General features: G+C 59.8%; 15 protein-coding genes and 1 pseudogene. 8 read left to right on the top strand and 8 right to left on the bottom strand.

The window, feature by feature from the left end; translation table 11 throughout:
* Positions 1 to 5: 5 nt before the first annotated feature.
* The 6 genes and pseudogenes from ACYZTM_RS08875 to metG all read right to left on the bottom strand — a co-directional run bounded on the left by ACYZTM_RS08875 (position 6) and on the right by metG (position 5,857).
* Positions 6 to 515, bottom strand: coding sequence for an Rnf-Nqr domain containing protein (locus ACYZTM_RS08875; protein WP_131060876.1), 510 nt, complete (start codon positions 513 to 515; stop codon positions 6 to 8).
* Positions 508 to 1,119 carry an RnfABCDGE type electron transport complex subunit G gene (locus tag ACYZTM_RS08870; RefSeq protein WP_461988201.1) on the bottom strand — a complete coding sequence of 204 codons (612 nt, stop codon included), beginning with the start codon at positions 1,117 to 1,119 and terminating at the stop codon, positions 508 to 510. Before ACYZTM_RS08870 ends, ACYZTM_RS08875 begins: the two co-directional genes overlap by 8 nt.
* On the bottom strand, positions 1,116 to 2,099 hold the full coding sequence (locus ACYZTM_RS08865; protein WP_131060874.1) for an RnfABCDGE type electron transport complex subunit D: 984 nt from the start codon (positions 2,097 to 2,099) through the stop codon (positions 1,116 to 1,118). The genes ACYZTM_RS08870 and ACYZTM_RS08865 overlap by 4 nt, the downstream gene beginning before the upstream one ends.
* Before the next feature lie 601 nt (positions 2,100 to 2,700).
* A pseudogene (gene rsxB, locus ACYZTM_RS08860) lies at positions 2,701 to 3,075 on the bottom strand (electron transport complex subunit RsxB); the annotation flags it as partial.
* 17 nt (positions 3,076 to 3,092) lie between these two features.
* A complete protein-coding gene (locus ACYZTM_RS08855) occupies positions 3,093 to 3,662 on the bottom strand; it encodes an electron transport complex protein RnfA (protein WP_461988199.1) in 570 nt (189 codons plus the stop codon).
* 143 nt (positions 3,663 to 3,805) lie between these two features.
* Positions 3,806 to 5,857 (bottom strand): methionine--tRNA ligase, encoded by a 2,052-nt coding sequence (gene metG / locus ACYZTM_RS08850; protein ID WP_131060871.1) that lies wholly within the window; start codon positions 5,855 to 5,857, stop codon positions 3,806 to 3,808.
* A 368-nt stretch (positions 5,858 to 6,225) separates the two neighbouring features.
* Here metG and apbC point away from each other — a divergent pair, with 368 nt between their 5' ends.
* Positions 6,226 to 7,320 carry an iron-sulfur cluster carrier protein ApbC gene (gene apbC, locus ACYZTM_RS08845; protein WP_461988196.1) on the top strand — a complete coding sequence of 365 codons (1,095 nt, stop codon included), beginning with the start codon at positions 6,226 to 6,228 and terminating at the stop codon, positions 7,318 to 7,320.
* Between the two features lie 132 nt (positions 7,321 to 7,452).
* Here the strand turns inward: apbC and ACYZTM_RS08840 are convergent, their stop codons facing one another.
* Entirely contained in the window at positions 7,453 to 8,211 is a 759-nt protein-coding gene (locus tag ACYZTM_RS08840) for an SDR family oxidoreductase (protein WP_077749886.1), read from the bottom strand.
* Positions 8,212 to 8,377: 166 nt separating this feature from the next.
* Here ACYZTM_RS08840 and ACYZTM_RS08835 point away from each other — a divergent pair, with 166 nt between their 5' ends.
* From ACYZTM_RS08835 to groL, 4 genes are all read left to right on the top strand, one after another.
* Complete coding sequence (locus tag ACYZTM_RS08835; RefSeq protein ID WP_131060869.1) at positions 8,378 to 9,109, top strand: HugZ family pyridoxamine 5'-phosphate oxidase; 732 nt, start codon at positions 8,378 to 8,380, stop codon at positions 9,107 to 9,109.
* 66 nt (positions 9,110 to 9,175) lie between these two features.
* Positions 9,176 to 9,652: an FxsA family protein gene (locus ACYZTM_RS08830; RefSeq protein WP_131060868.1), complete on the top strand. Its 477-nt coding sequence runs from the start codon at positions 9,176 to 9,178 to the stop codon at positions 9,650 to 9,652.
* A 248-nt stretch (positions 9,653 to 9,900) separates the two neighbouring features.
* Positions 9,901 to 10,194 carry a co-chaperone GroES gene (locus ACYZTM_RS08825; RefSeq protein WP_007948593.1) on the top strand — a complete coding sequence of 98 codons (294 nt, stop codon included), beginning with the start codon at positions 9,901 to 9,903 and terminating at the stop codon, positions 10,192 to 10,194.
* Between the two features lie 49 nt (positions 10,195 to 10,243).
* Positions 10,244 to 11,887 (top strand): chaperonin GroEL, encoded by a 1,644-nt coding sequence (groL, locus tag ACYZTM_RS08820; RefSeq protein ID WP_129438004.1) that lies wholly within the window; start codon positions 10,244 to 10,246, stop codon positions 11,885 to 11,887.
* Positions 11,888 to 12,061: 174 nt separating this feature from the next.
* Here groL and ACYZTM_RS08815 read toward each other — a convergent pair whose 3' ends face one another.
* Positions 12,062 to 12,805 (bottom strand): phosphatase PAP2 family protein, encoded by a 744-nt coding sequence (locus tag ACYZTM_RS08815; protein WP_461988194.1) that lies wholly within the window; start codon positions 12,803 to 12,805, stop codon positions 12,062 to 12,064.
* A gap of 219 nt (positions 12,806 to 13,024) precedes the next feature.
* Here ACYZTM_RS08815 and colR point away from each other — a divergent pair, with 219 nt between their 5' ends.
* The 3 genes from colR to ACYZTM_RS08800 all read left to right on the top strand — a co-directional run bounded on the left by colR (position 13,025) and on the right by ACYZTM_RS08800 (position 15,798).
* The gene (gene colR, locus ACYZTM_RS08810; protein ID WP_007938890.1) at positions 13,025 to 13,708 is read left to right on the top strand and encodes a two-component system response regulator ColR; all 684 of its coding nucleotides are present in this window, start codon (positions 13,025 to 13,027) and stop codon (positions 13,706 to 13,708) included.
* Positions 13,698 to 14,972 carry a sensor histidine kinase gene (locus ACYZTM_RS08805; protein ID WP_131060866.1) on the top strand — a complete coding sequence of 425 codons (1,275 nt, stop codon included), beginning with the start codon at positions 13,698 to 13,700 and terminating at the stop codon, positions 14,970 to 14,972. The genes colR and ACYZTM_RS08805 overlap by 11 nt, the downstream gene beginning before the upstream one ends.
* Before the next feature lie 157 nt (positions 14,973 to 15,129).
* A complete protein-coding gene (locus ACYZTM_RS08800; RefSeq protein WP_461989117.1) occupies positions 15,130 to 15,798 on the top strand; it encodes a class I SAM-dependent methyltransferase in 669 nt (222 codons plus the stop codon).

Raw genomic sequence — 15,798 nt, 5'->3', positions numbered from 1 at the left:
ATCAGTCAGTGTGAGGGAGTCGGGCGGTTCCAGGCCTGCCAAGCGGCAATCAGCAGTCCCAGGAGAATGAATCCGCCAGGGACCAGCGTGGCCAGGTGCAGGCCGCCGTTGCCGATAAGCTCGCGCAGCAGGCCAAGGCCCACCATCAGCGCGCCAAACAGGCTACATAAGCGCAGGCGATCAAGTCGTGACGCCTGGAAAAAACCACTGTGTTCCAGCACCACGCATTGCACGGCGATCAATCCTGCGTAGATCCCCACATGCTGATGCCATTGAAGTGACCCGACCTGCGCGGCAAGTTCCGCACAACTGGTCAACGTGGCAGCCAGCAGGAGGCTGGCAAGCAAGCGGGTGGACGGGATCAGCCGTGATCGCAAGGCCGCCATGCTGACACCATAAGCACCGATTACCACGATGAACATCAGCCACAGGCCCAGGGCCGTCAGCCAGGCGTCCGTAGCCCCGATCAGAGGCGCAAGCATCAGTGAGTTGCGCAGCGTCGATGACTTATTCATGAGTGCTGCTCCCGATCAGCGCTTGCGGGTGTTCATCGAAGTAGCGCAACGCGTCATGGACGGCGCTGATCACCGCTCTTGATGTAATGGTCGCGCCCGCTATCTGATCGAATTGACCCTGGTCTTTCTTCAAAGCCCAGCCCGTGTCGGCGGGGTCGGTTCGAGACTTGCCGGTGAATACCTGAAGCCAGGCATTGGGCCAGTCTGCAATCTTGCCGCCCAGCGCAGGGGTTTCCGATTGCTTGAGGGTTTTGACCCCCAGCAACTTGCCGTTTGCGCCGATGGCGATCAGCAACTCGATGGAGCCCTCGTAGCCCCGCGTCTGGCTGCGCAGCAACACCGCGCGAGGTTGGCCGGCCTTGGTCGCCAGATAGCCACCCAGCAGCATGCTGTTAGCCAAGCGGATGTCTTCGAGGGCCAGCGGCTGGTCCAGCGGTTGATTGTCGTAGCTGTCTGGCGCAAGCAGGTCCAGCAGGTTGCGGCTGTCGATCAAGCGCTGCTGCGCGCTGATGAGCGGTGCTCCGGTGTGTTGCGCGAAGTACGTCGCGCCAATCCCCAGCCCGGCCAGCAGCACCAGCACCACAACACTCGTCGCTCGGTTCATGGGGCAACCTGCTCCTGCCTGGACGCGACAAACCGCTCCAGCGCCGGGACACAAAGGTTCATCAGCAACACGGCGAACGCTACGCCGTCCGGGTAACCACCCCAGGTTCGAATCAGGTAGGTCAGTAATCCCACGCCGGCACCGAACAGGAGTCGGGCACCGGGGCTTTTCGCGCCGGACACCGGCTCAGTGGCAATAAAGAATGCCCCCAGCATGGTCGCGCCGGTGAGCAGGTGAAACAGCGGTGAACCATGGGAGTCGGAGCCCGAACCGTTCCAGCACAGCAGGCTGATAATGAACAGGCTGGCGAGCATGCCGACCGGAGCATGCCAAGTGAACACCCGCTGTTGCAGAAGGAACGCACCCCCAACGAGAAAGGCCAGGTTGACCCATTCCACGCCGCGTCCGCCGAAATGGCCGAACGCCGGGTTGCCGGCGAAGAGCTCGTCCATGGTCAGGCTTTTGTTGATCCGCAGGCTGTCCAGCGCCGTGGCCTGGACCCAGGCATCCGGCGTCTGCCCGAAGCCGAAGACCTGCTGCAAACTATCAAGCAGATTCATGCCGTGCGATGACGGCCATAGGGTCATCTGCTGAGGAAAGGCCACCAGCACCAGGGCAAAGCCAAGCATCGCCGGGTTAAGCGGATTCTTGCCGACGCCGCCGTAGAGGTGTTTGCCGAGTAGCGCGAACGCCGCCGCACTGACCGTCAGCCACCACGGGCAATAAGGCGGCAAGGCCAGTGCCAGCAACGTCGCGCTGACCAGGGCGCTGCCGTCGCTCAGGGTCGGTTTGATCGATCGCTTGCGCAGTTGCAACACCGCTGCTTCAACGGCCAATGCCGTGACGGCCGCGAGAATCAGGTTGATCAACACGCCCCAGCCATACAACCAGAACAACACCAGCATTCCCGGCACGGTGGCCAGCAACACCAGCTTCATGGCCTGCTGAAGGCGTTCGTCCACCGATTCAAGGGGCGACATAGACATCCACCTGGCGCTCGGCGTCCTTCACCGCGAGTTCCAGCGCTGCAATCTGTTCAGGCGCGGCTTCACTGGTTTGCGCTTTCTTGAGTTCGGCGCGGCGCATGGCCAGCTGGATCTTCGCCCGTTTCAGCTCGGCGTCCTTCGCTGGAGCGACTGGCGTCGGAGTTGGCGGCGCGTTGCTTTCCAGCTGCGCCAAAGCTTGCTCGGCCGCTTCGAACTGCTGTTGCAGCACGATCAATTGCGACTGCTGCTCGAAGGTCGGTGGATGCCCGAAGGCCTTGAGCGACTTGTTCAGTTGCGCGCGACTCATCGCCACATCAATCTTGGCTTTTTTCAACGCCGCATCGGCGTTTGCCGCTTTTTGCGCGCGCACCCGCTCAAGCGCTGCCTGAACCGGGTCGAGCGTCGTCACTTCGTTGTGCGGCACGGCGCGTTGGGCACGGGCCTGACGTTCGGCGAGTCTGTGTTCTTCTTCACGCCGTAAGCGAGCGTTGCGTTGTTCGAATCGGCGCCGTGCGTGATCGCGCTTGGCCGTCCGGGCGCGTTGTTCCTCAAGGCTGAACGCCAGGCCGCCGACAATCGGTAGCACCGTGGCCAGCGGCAACGGCCGCATCTCGATGCAATCCACCGGGCAGGGCGCCACGCACAGGTCGCAACCAGTGCATTCATCGACGATCACCGTGTGCATTAATTTCGCCGCACCGACAATGGCATCCACCGGGCAGGCCTGGATGCATTTGGTGCAACCGATGCATTCGGCTTCGCGAATATAAGCGATTTGCGCCGGTGCCGAACCGCGACTGACGTCCAGTTCCAGCACCGGTACGTGCAGCAAGTCAGCCAGTGCCGAGATGGTTTCGCTGCCCCCTGGCGGGCACTTGTTGATCGGCTCGCCGCTGGCGATGCCTTCGGCGTACGGCTTGCATCCGGGGTGGCCGCACTTGCCGCATTGGGTCTGCGGCAAGAGGGCGTCGATGCGTTGAATCAGACTCATGTTTTGATCAGTCCACTGAATCCGAGAAAAGCCACTGCGATCAGCCCGGCGCCGATCAACTCGATCGGCAGGCCACGAAAAGGCAGGGGGATATCATTATCGAGTGTGCGTTGGCGCAAGTCGCTGAACAGGCTCAGTATCAGCCAGAAACCCAGCCCGGCACCCAGGCTCAGGGCCATGGCGTGGAAGAGTCCTTTGTCGTCTTGAGCGTTGAGCAGCGTCAGGCCGAGTACGCCGGCGTTGCCCAGCAGCAGGGGCCAGAGGCCATCGAACGCAAGCTTTGGAAGTGACCGAGAAAGCACTTTCAGCAGCGGGCCAATCAGCAAAACGCTTAAAGGCAGGAATACGAAAAGGCGCAGCGACGTCAGCTCCAGCGGGATCAGCAGCCAACGGTAGGCCAAGTAGCCCAGCGTGCCGACGATCAGCATCAAGCAAGCCGTCGCAAGGCCCAGCGCGTGGACCTGCCGATGCTCGTTGCCCAACAGCGGATCGACGCCCAGCGGCCAGTGCAACACGAGGTTGTTGATCAGGGCTGCACTGATAAGCGTAAGAACAATTTCGGTCATGATCGTGCCGGCAAGAACGGGGCTTTTTAACAGGGAGGTCTAAAAAGCTTAGGCATTATCCGGCAAGGACGGAGGGTGGGCCAGACATGAAAAATCCCACAGTCGCGCCAGGCACGACTGTGGGATCGATTTACCGCAGAACCTTACTTGATGCGCTGACCCGGCTTGGCGCCGCTGTCGGGGCTGAGCAGGTAGATTTCTTCACCACCAGGGCCGGCGGCCATCACCATGCCTTCGGAGATCCCGAACTTCATTTTGCGCGGCTTGAGGTTGGCAATCATCATGGTCAGGCGGCCATCGAGCTTGGACGGGTCCGGGTAAGCGCTCTTGATCCCGGAGAACACGTTGCGTTGCTCGTCACCGATGTCCAGGGTCAGGCGCAGCAGTTTGTCGGCACCTTCCACGTGTTCGGCCTTGAGGATCAGGGCGACGCGTAGGTCGACAGCGGCAAAGGCATCGAACTCGATCTCTGGCGACAGCGGATCCTTGGCCAGTTCGCCGTTGCCGGCAGGCGCAGCATCACCGGTGTCGGTCTGGCTGGCGGTCAGGTCTTCTTTCGAGGCGTCGCTCATAGCTTGCACTTTTACCGGGTCGATACGGGTCATCAACGGCTTGAACTCGTTCAACTGATGGTTGCTGAGCAAGGTGGCGTGGTCGTCCCAGGTCAGCGGCGCGACGTTCAAGAACGCCTCGGCATCGGCGGCCAGTAGCGGCAGAACCGGTTTGAGGAAGATTACCAGTTGGCGGAACAGGTTGACGCCCAAGGCGCAGATGGCCTGGACTTCGTCCTGCTTGCCTTCCTGTTTGTTCAGCGACCACGGCGCCTTGTCGGCGATCCAGGCGTTGGCGCGGTCGGCCAGGCCCATGATCTCGCGCATGGCACGGGCGAAGTCGCGAGCCTCGTAGGCTTCGGCAATGCTTGGCGCAGCGGCCAGGAACGCTTCGGTCAATTCTGGCGCGGCGTTGCCGGCTACCAGCAAACCGCCGTTACCCTTTTGGATGAAGCCGGCGCAACGACTGGCGATGTTGACGACTTTACCGACCAGGTCGGAGTTGACCTTCTGCACGAAGTCCTCGAGGTTCAGATCAAGGTCGTCGACGCCACGGCTCAGCTTGGCCGCGTAGTAGTAGCGCAGGTATTCCGGCGACAGGTGGTCCAGATAAGTCCGGGCCTTGATGAAGGTGCCGCGGGATTTGGACATTTTCTGACCGTTGACGGTCAGGTAGCCGTGCACGTTGATGCCGGTCGGTTTACGGAAACCGGCGCCTTCAAGCATGGCTGGCCAGAACAGCGCGTGAAAGTTGACGATGTCCTTGCCGATGAAATGGTACAGCTCGGCGGTGGAGTCCTTGCCCCAGAACGCGTCGAAGTCCAGCTCCGGCGTGCGATCGCAGAGGTTCTTGAAGCTCGCCATGTAGCCGATTGGTGCGTCCAGCCAGACGTAGAAGTACTTGCCCGGCTCGTCTGGAATCTCGAAGCCGAAGTACGGCGCATCGCGGGAGATATCCCACTGCTGCAGGCCGGCATCCAGCCATTCGGCGATTTTGTTCGCCACGGCGTCTTGCAGGGTGCCGCTGCGGGTCCAGGCTTGCAGCATTTCCTGGAAGTCCGGCAGCTTGAAGAAGAAGTGCTGGGAGTCCTTGAGCACCGGGGTGGCGCCAGAGATCGCCGATTTCGGATCCTTCAGGTCGGTCGGTGCGTAGGTCGCACCGCATTTTTCGCAGTTGTCGCCGTACTGGTCTTCAGTGCCGCATTTCGGGCAGGTGCCCTTGATGAAGCGGTCGGCCAGGAACATTTTCTTTTCCGGGTCGAAGTACTGAGTGATCGAGCGCTGGGCAATGTGCCCGGCGTCGCGCAGCTTCAGGTAGATCTGGCTCGACAGCTCACGGTTTTCTTCGGCATGAGTGGAGTGGAAATTGTCGAAGTCCACCAGGAACTCGGCAAAGTCGGCGCTGTGTTCAGCCTGGACATTGGCGATCAGTTGTTCCGGGGTAATGCCTTCCTTTTCCGCGCGCAGCATGATGGCCGAACCGTGGGCGTCGTCGGCGCAGACATAAATGCATTGATTGCCGCGGTGCTTCTGAAAGCGCACCCACATATCGGTCTGGATGTATTCCAGCATGTGGCCAAGATGGATCGAACCATTGGCATAGGGCAGGGCGCTGGTAACGAGGATCTTGCGTGGCTCGGACATGGGGCTCGGCTACTTGATGAAACGGAGGTCGGCCACTATAAAGCGCCGGCGCATATTTTTCACCCCCGAGGCCTGAGGGCTTATTGTTACAAAGGGGCTTTTGTGGCGAGGGGATTTATCCCCGTTCGGCTGCGCAGCAGTCGTAACACCATCGCACACAATGCACCTGGTAACACCGGTGTAGCCGATTTCGGGGCGGCTTCGCCACCCAACGGGGCGGTGCGACGTTTCGCTAAATCCCCTCGCCACAGGCAAGCCCCCTCGCCACAAAATTGCGTTCACAACAAATGATCTTCAGACATGCCGACTTGGGCGCGGAACGGTTAGGATACCCGCCTGATTTTTCAGTCTTGCTATCGGAGTTGCCCATGAGCGCCGTCAATCGCGCAGCGGTGGAAGCCGTCCTTCGCCAATACACCGACCCTTACTTGAACCAGGATCCGGTCAGCGCCGGGTGCGTGCGTGGCATTGATATCCAGGGCGATCGCGTCAGCGTTCAACTGGAGCTGGGTTATGCCGCCGGTCTGTTCAAAAGTGGCTGGTCGCAGATGCTGCAAATGGCGATCGAAGGCCTCGACGGCGTGACGACCGCTCGCGTTGACATCACCAGTGTGATCGCCGCGCACAAGGCCCAGGCGCAGATTCCGGGCCTGGCCAACGTCAAGAACGTGGTGGCCGTGGCTTCCGGCAAGGGCGGCGTGGGTAAATCCACCACCGCCGCCAACCTCGCATTGGCCCTGGCCCGTGAAGGCGCCAAGGTCGGGATTCTCGACGCGGACATCTACGGTCCGAGCCAGGGCATCATGTTCGGCATCCCTGAAGGCACCCGACCAAAGGTCAAGGATCAGAAGTGGTTCGTGCCGATCGAATCCCATGGCGTCGAAGTGATGTCCATGGCCTTCCTGACCGACGACAACACCCCGATGGTCTGGCGCGGGCCGATGGTCTCCGGCGCGCTGTTGCAACTGGTCACGCAAACCGCCTGGGGCGACCTGGATTACCTGGTCATCGACATGCCGCCAGGCACCGGTGACATCCAGTTGACCCTGGCGCAGAAAGTCCCGGTGGCCGGTGCCGTCATCGTCACCACCCCGCAAGACCTGGCGCTGCTGGACGCACGCAAAGGCGTGGAGATGTTCCGCAAGGTCAACATCCCGGTGCTGGGCGTGGTGGAAAACATGGCCGTGCACATCTGCTCCAACTGCGGGCATGCCGAGCATCTGTTCGGTGAAGGTGGCGGGGTGAAGTTGGCCAATCAGTATGGCGTCGAACTGCTGGCGTCGTTGCCGCTGGCAATGGCTATCCGCGAGCAGGCCGATGGCGGCAAGCCAACGGTGATCGCCGAGCCGGACAGCCCGATTGCGCTGGTGTACCAGGAACTCGCCCGCCACGTCGGCGCGCGGATCGTGTTGCAGGAAGCGGTATCGCCGGCGATGCCGAATATCACCATCAGCGACGATTGATCCGCTGAAGAAACGCGGTCCAATTGTGGGAGCGGGCTTGCTCGCGAATGCGGTGTGTCAGTCAGCTTATCCGTTGAATGACACACCGCATTCGCGAGCAAGCCCGCTCCCACATTGGTTTTGCGGTGTTGGTTAGATCCGCAACCCACCATCCATTTCCAGAATCCGGCCGGTGTAGTAGTCGTTCTCGAAAATGTACGCCGCCGAATGGGCGATCTCTTCCGGTTTGCCCATGCGCTTGAGCGGAATCCCGGCCGTCATCTTCTCCAAGGCTTCAGGCTTCATGCCCAACGTCATCTCGGTTTCGATAAAGCCCGGCGCAATGCCCGCCACGCGAATGCCATAACGCGCCAGTTCCTTGGCCCAGGTTACGGTCGCCGCAGCCACGCCAGCCTTGGCGGCGGAGTAGTTGGTCTGGCCGACGTTGCCGGCACGGGAGATCGAGGAGATATTGATGATCGCGCCACTGTTGTTCAGCTCGACCATTTTTGCCGCGACTTCACGGGTACACAGGAACACGCCAGTCAGGTTGACGTCGATGACGGCCTGCCATTGGGCCAGGCTCATCTTGGTCATTTCGCCATCCTTGACCTTCAGTAGCAGGCCGTCGCGCAGGATCCCGGCGTTGTTGATCAGGCCATGAATCGCGCCGAAATCTTCGGCCACCTGGGCGACCATGTGCGTCACTTGCTCTTCATTGGCGACGTTGCACAGGTAAGCGCGAGCCTCTACGCCCTTGGCTTTGCACGCCGCGACGGTGTCGTCGAGCTTTTCCTGGTTCAGGTCCACCAGCGCCAGCTTCGCGCCTTTACCCGCGAAATACTCGGCCATGGAACGGCCTAAACCCTGGCAACCGCCCGTGATAATGATTACTTTGTCAGTGAGTTGCATTCGCATGCCCCAATAGCAGGTTCAGAGTGGTTTCCTTCCTAGAGGGCCTCTCGATCTGCACCTGATGTGGTCTGGTTGCACATGAGAACTGCCCCGATGGCGTCCTGGAACTTATCCCCAGGCGCCTGTCCGTTTTTTCGACGGATTCTATATAAGGAGTCATAAATTGAGCGTTGAAGCGGCCAAGAATGCCCGAGAATTGCTTCTCAAGGAATACCGTGGGGTGCTGTCGACGCACTCCAAGTCGATGCCCGGCTTCCCGTTTGGCTCCGTGGTTCCGTACTGTCTGGACGAACAGGGCCGGCCGCTGATCCTTATCAGCCGTATCGCCCAGCACACGCATAACCTGCAGAAAGATTCGAAATGCTCACTGTTTGTGGGCGAACGCGGGGCCGAAGACGTGCAAGCCGTTGGTCGCCTGACCTACCTCGCCGAGGCAGAAAAGCTCGAGGATGAGGCCGCCATCGAAGCGGCGGCTGACCGTTACTACCGCTATTTCCCGGATTCGCAGAGCTACCACAAGGCCCACGATTTCGATTTCTGGGTACTCAAGCCCGTGCGCCACCGCTACATCGGCGGTTTCGGCGCGATTCACTGGGTCGATCAGCTGACCCTGGCCAACCCGTTCGCCGGCAAGGCCGAACTGAGCATGGTCGAGCACATGAATGCCGATCACGCCAAAGCCATCGCTCACTACGTCGAACTGGCGGGGCTGCCGAAAACCGAGCCGGCGCAACTGGCGGGCATCGACACCGAAGGCATGCACCTGCGCATAGGTCAGGCCCTGTATTGGCTACCGTTTCAAGCGCCTTGTAATACGCCGACACAAGTGCGGGAAGCCTTGGTTTTCCTGGCTCACGCCGAGCATTGGCCGAAAAATGAAGTGGCCGATGCTTGAATTCACGAAACGGCGACGTCATCTAGGGAAGACTGGCAAGGCATTCTTGCGTTGAGGAACCATTTGATGCGCCCTTTTTTATTGCTCTTTGTACTGTTTCCGGTGTTGGAGCTGTTCGTATTCGTCAAGGTCAGCGGGGCCATCGGGTTTTTCCCGGCCCTGCTGCTGATCATTCTCGGCTCGATGCTCGGCGTTTTCGTGCTGCGTATCGCCGGTCTGGCCACCGCGTTGCGTGCTCGTGAAAGCCTGAACCGCGGCGAGCTGCCGGCCCAGACCATGCTGGAAGGTTTGATGCTGGCCCTGGCGGGCGGTCTGTTGATCCTGCCGGGCTTCGTTACTGATGTTCTGGGTCTGATCATGCTGCTGCCGATCTCCCGTCGATTGCTGGCCAATAAAATGCGCCAGCGCGCCGAAGAGGCGGCGATCCGTCAGCGTGCGTTCGCCGACGATCTTCAGCCAGGTAGCGGTCCTGCTCAACGCGCGCCGCTGGGCCGTGAGCCCAACGTGATCGAAGGCGAGTTCGAACACCGCGATTCCAAGTAAAGCGTTTCAGCTGCACGGCACCTTCGGGTGTCGTGTTCGTTTTCAGGGCCATTGATGCAAAAAATTTCAATCCCCGCCCTTGTAATAAGCTTATGCGCCCTTATGTAACGGTCACCGCAAGGTTTCTGGCGATCATGCCAGACAGACTTCCGCGGTTCGCTTGACGAACCGCACCCGGCACCGCCGGATTTGTTAAACCCGCCGGGAATACACCGGCCGATGAAAACCACAATTAGGAGAGATCGACAATGAAGCTTCGTCCTCTGCATGACCGCGTCGTCGTCCGTCGCAGCGAAGAAGAAAAGAAAACCGCTGGCGGTATCGTCCTGCCAGGTTCGGCTGCTGAAAAGCCAAACCAGGGCGAAGTCCTCGCTGTAGGCCCAGGCAAAGTTCTGGACAACGGTGAAGTGCGTGCGCTGTCCGTGAAAGTGGGTGACAAGGTTGTGTTCGGCCCTTACTCCGGCAGCAACACTGTGAAAGTTGACGGCGAAGACCTGCTGGTCATCGGCGAAAGCGAAATCCTCGCTGTCGTCGAAGGCTGATTCCCCGCTCATTTTCCCGCTACTACAAAGTATTTAAGGAATATCGATCATGGCTGCTAAAGAAGTTAAATTCGGCGATTCCGCCCGTAAGAAAATGCTCGCCGGTGTCAACGTCCTGGCTGACGCAGTAAAAGCGACCCTGGGCCCTAAAGGCCGTAACGTGATCATCGAGAAGAGCTTCGGCGCTCCGACCATCACCAAGGATGGCGTTTCCGTAGCAAAAGAAATCGAGCTGAAAGATCGCTTCGAAAACATGGGCGCGCAGCTGGTCAAAGACGTTGCCTCCCGTGCCAACGATGACGCAGGCGACGGCACCACCACCGCCACCGTTCTGGCTCAGTCGATCGTCAACGAAGGCCTGAAAGCCGTCGCTGCCGGCATGAACCCGATGGACCTCAAGCGCGGCATCGACAAAGCGACCATCGCCATCGTCAAAGAGCTGAAAGCCCTGTCCAAGCCTTGCGCTGACACCAAGGCAATCGCTCAGGTCGGCACCATCTCGGCCAACTCCGACAACTCCATCGGCGACATCATTGCCGAAGCCATGGAAAAAGTCGGTAAAGAAGGCGTGATCACCGTTGAAGAAGGCTCGGGCCTGGAAAACGAACTGTCGGTTGTCGAAGGCATGCAGTTCGACCGTGGTTACCTGTCCCCGTACTTCGTCAACAAGCCAGAGACCATGACTGCCGAGCTGGACGGTCCGCTGATCCTGCTGGTCGACAAGAAAATCTCGAACATCCGTGAACTGCTGCCAGTACTGGAAGCCGTTGCCAAAGCAGGTCGTCCACTGTTGATCGTGAGCGAAGACGTTGAAGGCGAAGCCCTGGCGACTCTGGTTGTGAACAACATGCGCGGTATCGTCAAAGTGGTTGCCGTCAAGGCTCCAGGCTTTGGTGACCGTCGCAAGGCCATGCTGCAGGACATCGCTGTCCTGACCGGCGGTACCGTTATCTCCGAAGAGATCGGTCTGAGCCTGGAAAGCGCTACCCTGGAACACCTGGGTAATGCCAAGCGCGTAGCCGTAACCAAAGAAAACACCACCGTCATCGACGGCGCCGGCGTTGAAGCTGATATCCAGGCTCGCGTTCTGCAAATCCGTCAGCAAGTGGCCGACACTTCGTCCGACTACGACCGTGAAAAACTGCAAGAGCGTCTGGCCAAGCTGTCCGGCGGCGTTGCAGTGATCAAGGTTGGCGCTGGTTCCGAAGTTGAAATGAAAGAGAAGAAAGCCCGCGTTGAAGACGCCCTGCACGCTACTCGTGCAGCCGTTGAAGAAGGCGTGGTACCTGGCGGTGGCGTAGCGCTGATTCGCGCTCTGCAAGCCATCAGCGAACTGAAAGGCGACAACGCTGATCAGAACGTCGGTATTGCTGTACTGCGTCGCGCTATCGAATCGCCACTGCGTCAGATCGTTGCCAACTCCGGCGACGAGCCAAGCGTAGTCGTCGACAAGGTCAAGCAAGGTTCGGGTAACTTCGGTTACAACGCTGCTACCGGCGAATACGGCGACATGATCGAAATGGGCATCCTCGACCCTACCAAAGTGACTCGCTCTGCTCTGCAGGCTGCGGCGTCCATTGGTGGCTTGATGCTGACCACCGAAGCCATGATCGCTGATGCTCCGGACGACAAACCAGCTGGCGGCGGCATGCCAGACATGGGCGGTATGGGCGGCATGGGCGGCATGATGTAAGCCAGCCTTACCCCGTACGTAAAAACCCCGCCGGCGATGAGCCAGCGGGGTTTTTTATTGCCCGTCGCAAAGATGTGTTGTTTGTGAGGGCCTCTTCGCGGGCAAGCCTCGCTCCTACTGCTAACGGTGCGCCACGCTCTTGTAGGAGCGAGGCTTGCCCGCGAAGGCGTCAGTTCAAACGCCGACCGGTTCTGCCTTGCTAACCTGATCTGCCTTCGCTTCCGGTCGGTACAGGATGTAGTAATACGACCCCAGACAAATCAACCAGCAAAAAATCGCCGTCCACACGTTATGCGAAAAGAAGTGCGCCCCCTGCATCATCCGGCTCACGGAAAACACCGTCCCGAGTGCAAACGCAATCACAAACGCCTGGCGCGCCAGACGCGGACGCCGGTCACGCAGTACAAAGAACAGCGCAAACAGCGTAAACCCGGTTGCCGCATGACCCCCAGGCCAGCAGCGGCCAGGCTTGTCGGTGGGCGGGCGCGGGCTGAGCAGTTCGCTGTAGGTTTCGTGGCCGCCGAATTGCTCGAGACTCCACGGGCATTGCACCGCCGTCACCGCTTTGACCGGCGTCACGAACGAGGTCGCCAGCGCCAGAGACAACACCAGGCAGCCCAGTTCCCGTTTGAACGGTTTGAGCCTGTCCACGAAAAAGGTGCCCATGAAGCCGAAGATGGCAAACACCGAAAACGCGATGACCACTTGCTTGGCGCGGTCATGCAGAATGTTTTCAAGGAAGTAACTGTGGCGCCCGATGAAATCCCCGGCGACCGGGTCGTAGAACAGTTTGGCCAGGTTCATGTCCAGGGACGTCAATTCGAGCAGCAGCAGAATGATCGCCGCAGTGGCAGGTACGCCCAGGCACACCCAAAAGTTGAGTGGTCTGGAAGCGGGGCGGGCAGCGGTCGAAGCCATGGCAATTCCTTGGTCGGTGAAGGGGTCTGGAGAGCGCATCCGCGCGGAGTCTGAGCCCGGTGCTGTCGTCAGCGTGTGAATCGATAGTGAAAAACTTGTTAAGCCGTCATCGGCTTTTTCAATCGGATTTACAACTGCACGCAGTCCTAGCCCTGAGCCACACTTGGCCTTAAGCTGCGCGGGCCATGACGGCCGTTACTGTGTACGGAGGAGGTGCCCATGCGAATTTTATTGGTTGAAGACAACCGCGATATCCTGGCCAATCTGGCCGATTACCTGGGGCTCAAAGGCTACACCGTGGATTGCGCGCAGGACGGTTTGTCGGGCCTGCACCTGGCGGCCACCGAGCACTACGACTTGATCGTGCTCGACATCATGTTGCCCGGCATCGACGGCTACACCCTGTGCAAACGCCTGCGCGAAGACGCCCGTCGTGACACGCCGGTGATCATGCTCACCGCGCGCGATCAGCTGGATGACCGGCTGCAAGGTTTCAAGTCCGGTGCCGATGACTACCTGATCAAGCCGTTCGCCCTGTCCGAACTGGCGGCGCGCATCGAGGCGGTCATGCGTCGTGCCCAGGGTGGCGGTCGTCGAGCCTTGCAGGTTGGCGATTTGAGCTACGACCTCGACACCCTGGAGGTGACCCGCGAAGGTCGTCTGCTGAAACTCAACCCGGTCGGCCTGAAGTTGCTGGCGGTGCTGATGCAGAAAAGCCCGCATGTACTGCGCCGCGAAATTCTCGAAGAGGCCCTGTGGGGCGATGACTGCCCGGACAGCGACAGCCTGCGCAGTCACGTCCATCAACTGCGTCAGGTGATCGACAAGCCATTCGCCAAGCCTTTGCTGCACACCGTGCACGGTGTGGGCTATCGCTTGGCCGAGGGCCGAGATGGAGTTTAAGCAGAGCCTTGCCCAGCGGATCATCATCGCTTTTGCGTTGATGAGCGCACTGGTGGCGGGCGCCTTCGCCATGGGCATCGTGGCGACCGTTCACCTGGTGGAAGAAAAGCTGATTTCGGCCGGGCTGGGTGGCGATTTGCAGCGTCTGTTGCTGATGGACAGCGTCTCGGACTGGAGCCATCGCCCCGAGCCGGACCAGCTGTTCTATTTCAGCGGCGGGCCGGGGGACTTCGAGTTGCCCAAGGATTTGCGGCACCTGGACTCCGGTTTCCACGAGGTCTTTCGCGAGCAACTGTCGTATCACGCGATGGTCGAAATCGTCGATGGCCGGCGGTACGTATTGCTGCAGGACCAAAGCGATTTCGAGGAGCGTGAGCGGGTGCTGTTTGCCGTGGTGCTGGTGGGCTTCGTGCTGAGCCTGGCCCTGGCGGTCTTTCTCGGCTGGGTCCTGGCGCGCAAAGTGATGGCGCCGGTGGTGCGGCTGGCCCGCCAAGTGCGTCATCGCGATCAATTGCTGGGGCTGGCGCCGCCTTTGGCACCGGATTATGCCGCCGATGAAGTGGGCGAGCTGGCCGTTGCCTTCGACGCCACCCTTGGGCGTCTGCGACAGGCGTTGACCCGTGAGCGATTGTTTACCAGTGACGTCAGCCACGAACTGCGCACACCGTTGATGGTGCTGGCCAGTTCCTGTGAGCTGCTCCTGGAAAACCCCGGTATCGACCAGCGCGGCCGTGCCCAGGTCGAGCGAATCGCCCGTGCGTGCGCAGAGATGCGCGAGTTGGTGCAAACGTTTCTGATGTTGGCCCGAACCCAACGAGAAGACGCCAGCATCGCGCCGCAGCAGACGCTGAGTCAGATCGCCGACGGGCTGCTCAACCAGTGGCGCGAACCGATTGAAGCCAAGGGCCTGAATTTGATCTTCGAGCCGGGCAATCCACTGGGCACGTGCTACAACGCAACCCTCTTGCACGCCGTGATGGGCAACCTGTTGCGTAACGCACTGCATTACACCGAACACGGTTTCATCCGCTTGACCCTCACGGACACGGGGTTCACGGTTGAGGACAGCGGTGTGGGCATTCCCGAGGAAAAACGCGAGGCGATGTTCGAACCTTTCGTGCGCGGCAGCGAAAAGCGCGGCGAGGGGCTGGGTCTTGGGCTGTCACTGGTGCAACGGATCTGTGAGAACCAGGGCTGGAACGTCAGCCTGACCAACATGGAGCCCAATGGCTGTCGTTTTGAAGTGGCGTTGAGTCAAGGATAGCGGTGCTCAGAAATCGAGACGTCGAGCCAAGACTACACTCTGAAAAACCTTGAAATAATTGCGCGTTTACATAACAATTTTTTCACAAAGGTATGACCTGACGCTGACACTACGCTACCTAAGGTAGATGTCATCAGAAGTACAGGAGACCTTGATGATGGACGGCCCGATCAAACTGGATTTTTCCGAAAAATACGACGATCAACACGCTCAACGATACTTGCGAAAGCATCAGGATGGCCTCGGCCGTCGACTGTCCCACTGGCGGGACGAGCAGTTGGCGCGAAAGGCGTTGGCGCTGGTCGGTGAGCCTGGGCTGGTCCTTGATTTGCCTTGCGGTGCGGGGCGTTTCTGGCCATTGCTGGCGGAAAAGGCCAACCGCGCGATCATCGGGGCCGACAACTCCGAGTCAATGCTGAAGATTGCCACCCAGGCGCAACCTGCCGACGTGGTGAAACGGGTGCAGCCCTTGCACACTTCTGCATTCGACATCGCCTTACCCGACAACGCCGTCGACAGCATTTTCTGCATGCGTTTGCTGCATCACATCGGTGAAGCCGAGCATCGACTGGCCATCCTGCGCGAATTTGAACGAGTCACGCGTGACAGCGTGATCCTCTCGTTGTGGGTGGACGGCAATTTCAAAGCCTGGAAACGCAAACGCTTAGAGCAGCGGCGTGGGCAGGAAGGTTACCAAAACCGATTTGTGTTACCGGCGGCCACGGTAGAAAAGGAGTTCGAGCAAGCGGGGTTCCGTATTCAGGAACAACTGGACTTTTTACCGCTCTATGCCATGTGGCGAGTTTACGTATTACGCAAGAGGTAA

Source organism: Pseudomonas sp. MDT2-39-1 (genome assembly GCF_054898085.1).
Note: the sequence above shows the minus strand (reverse complement) of the source record. Positions and strands in the feature narration are given on the sequence as shown.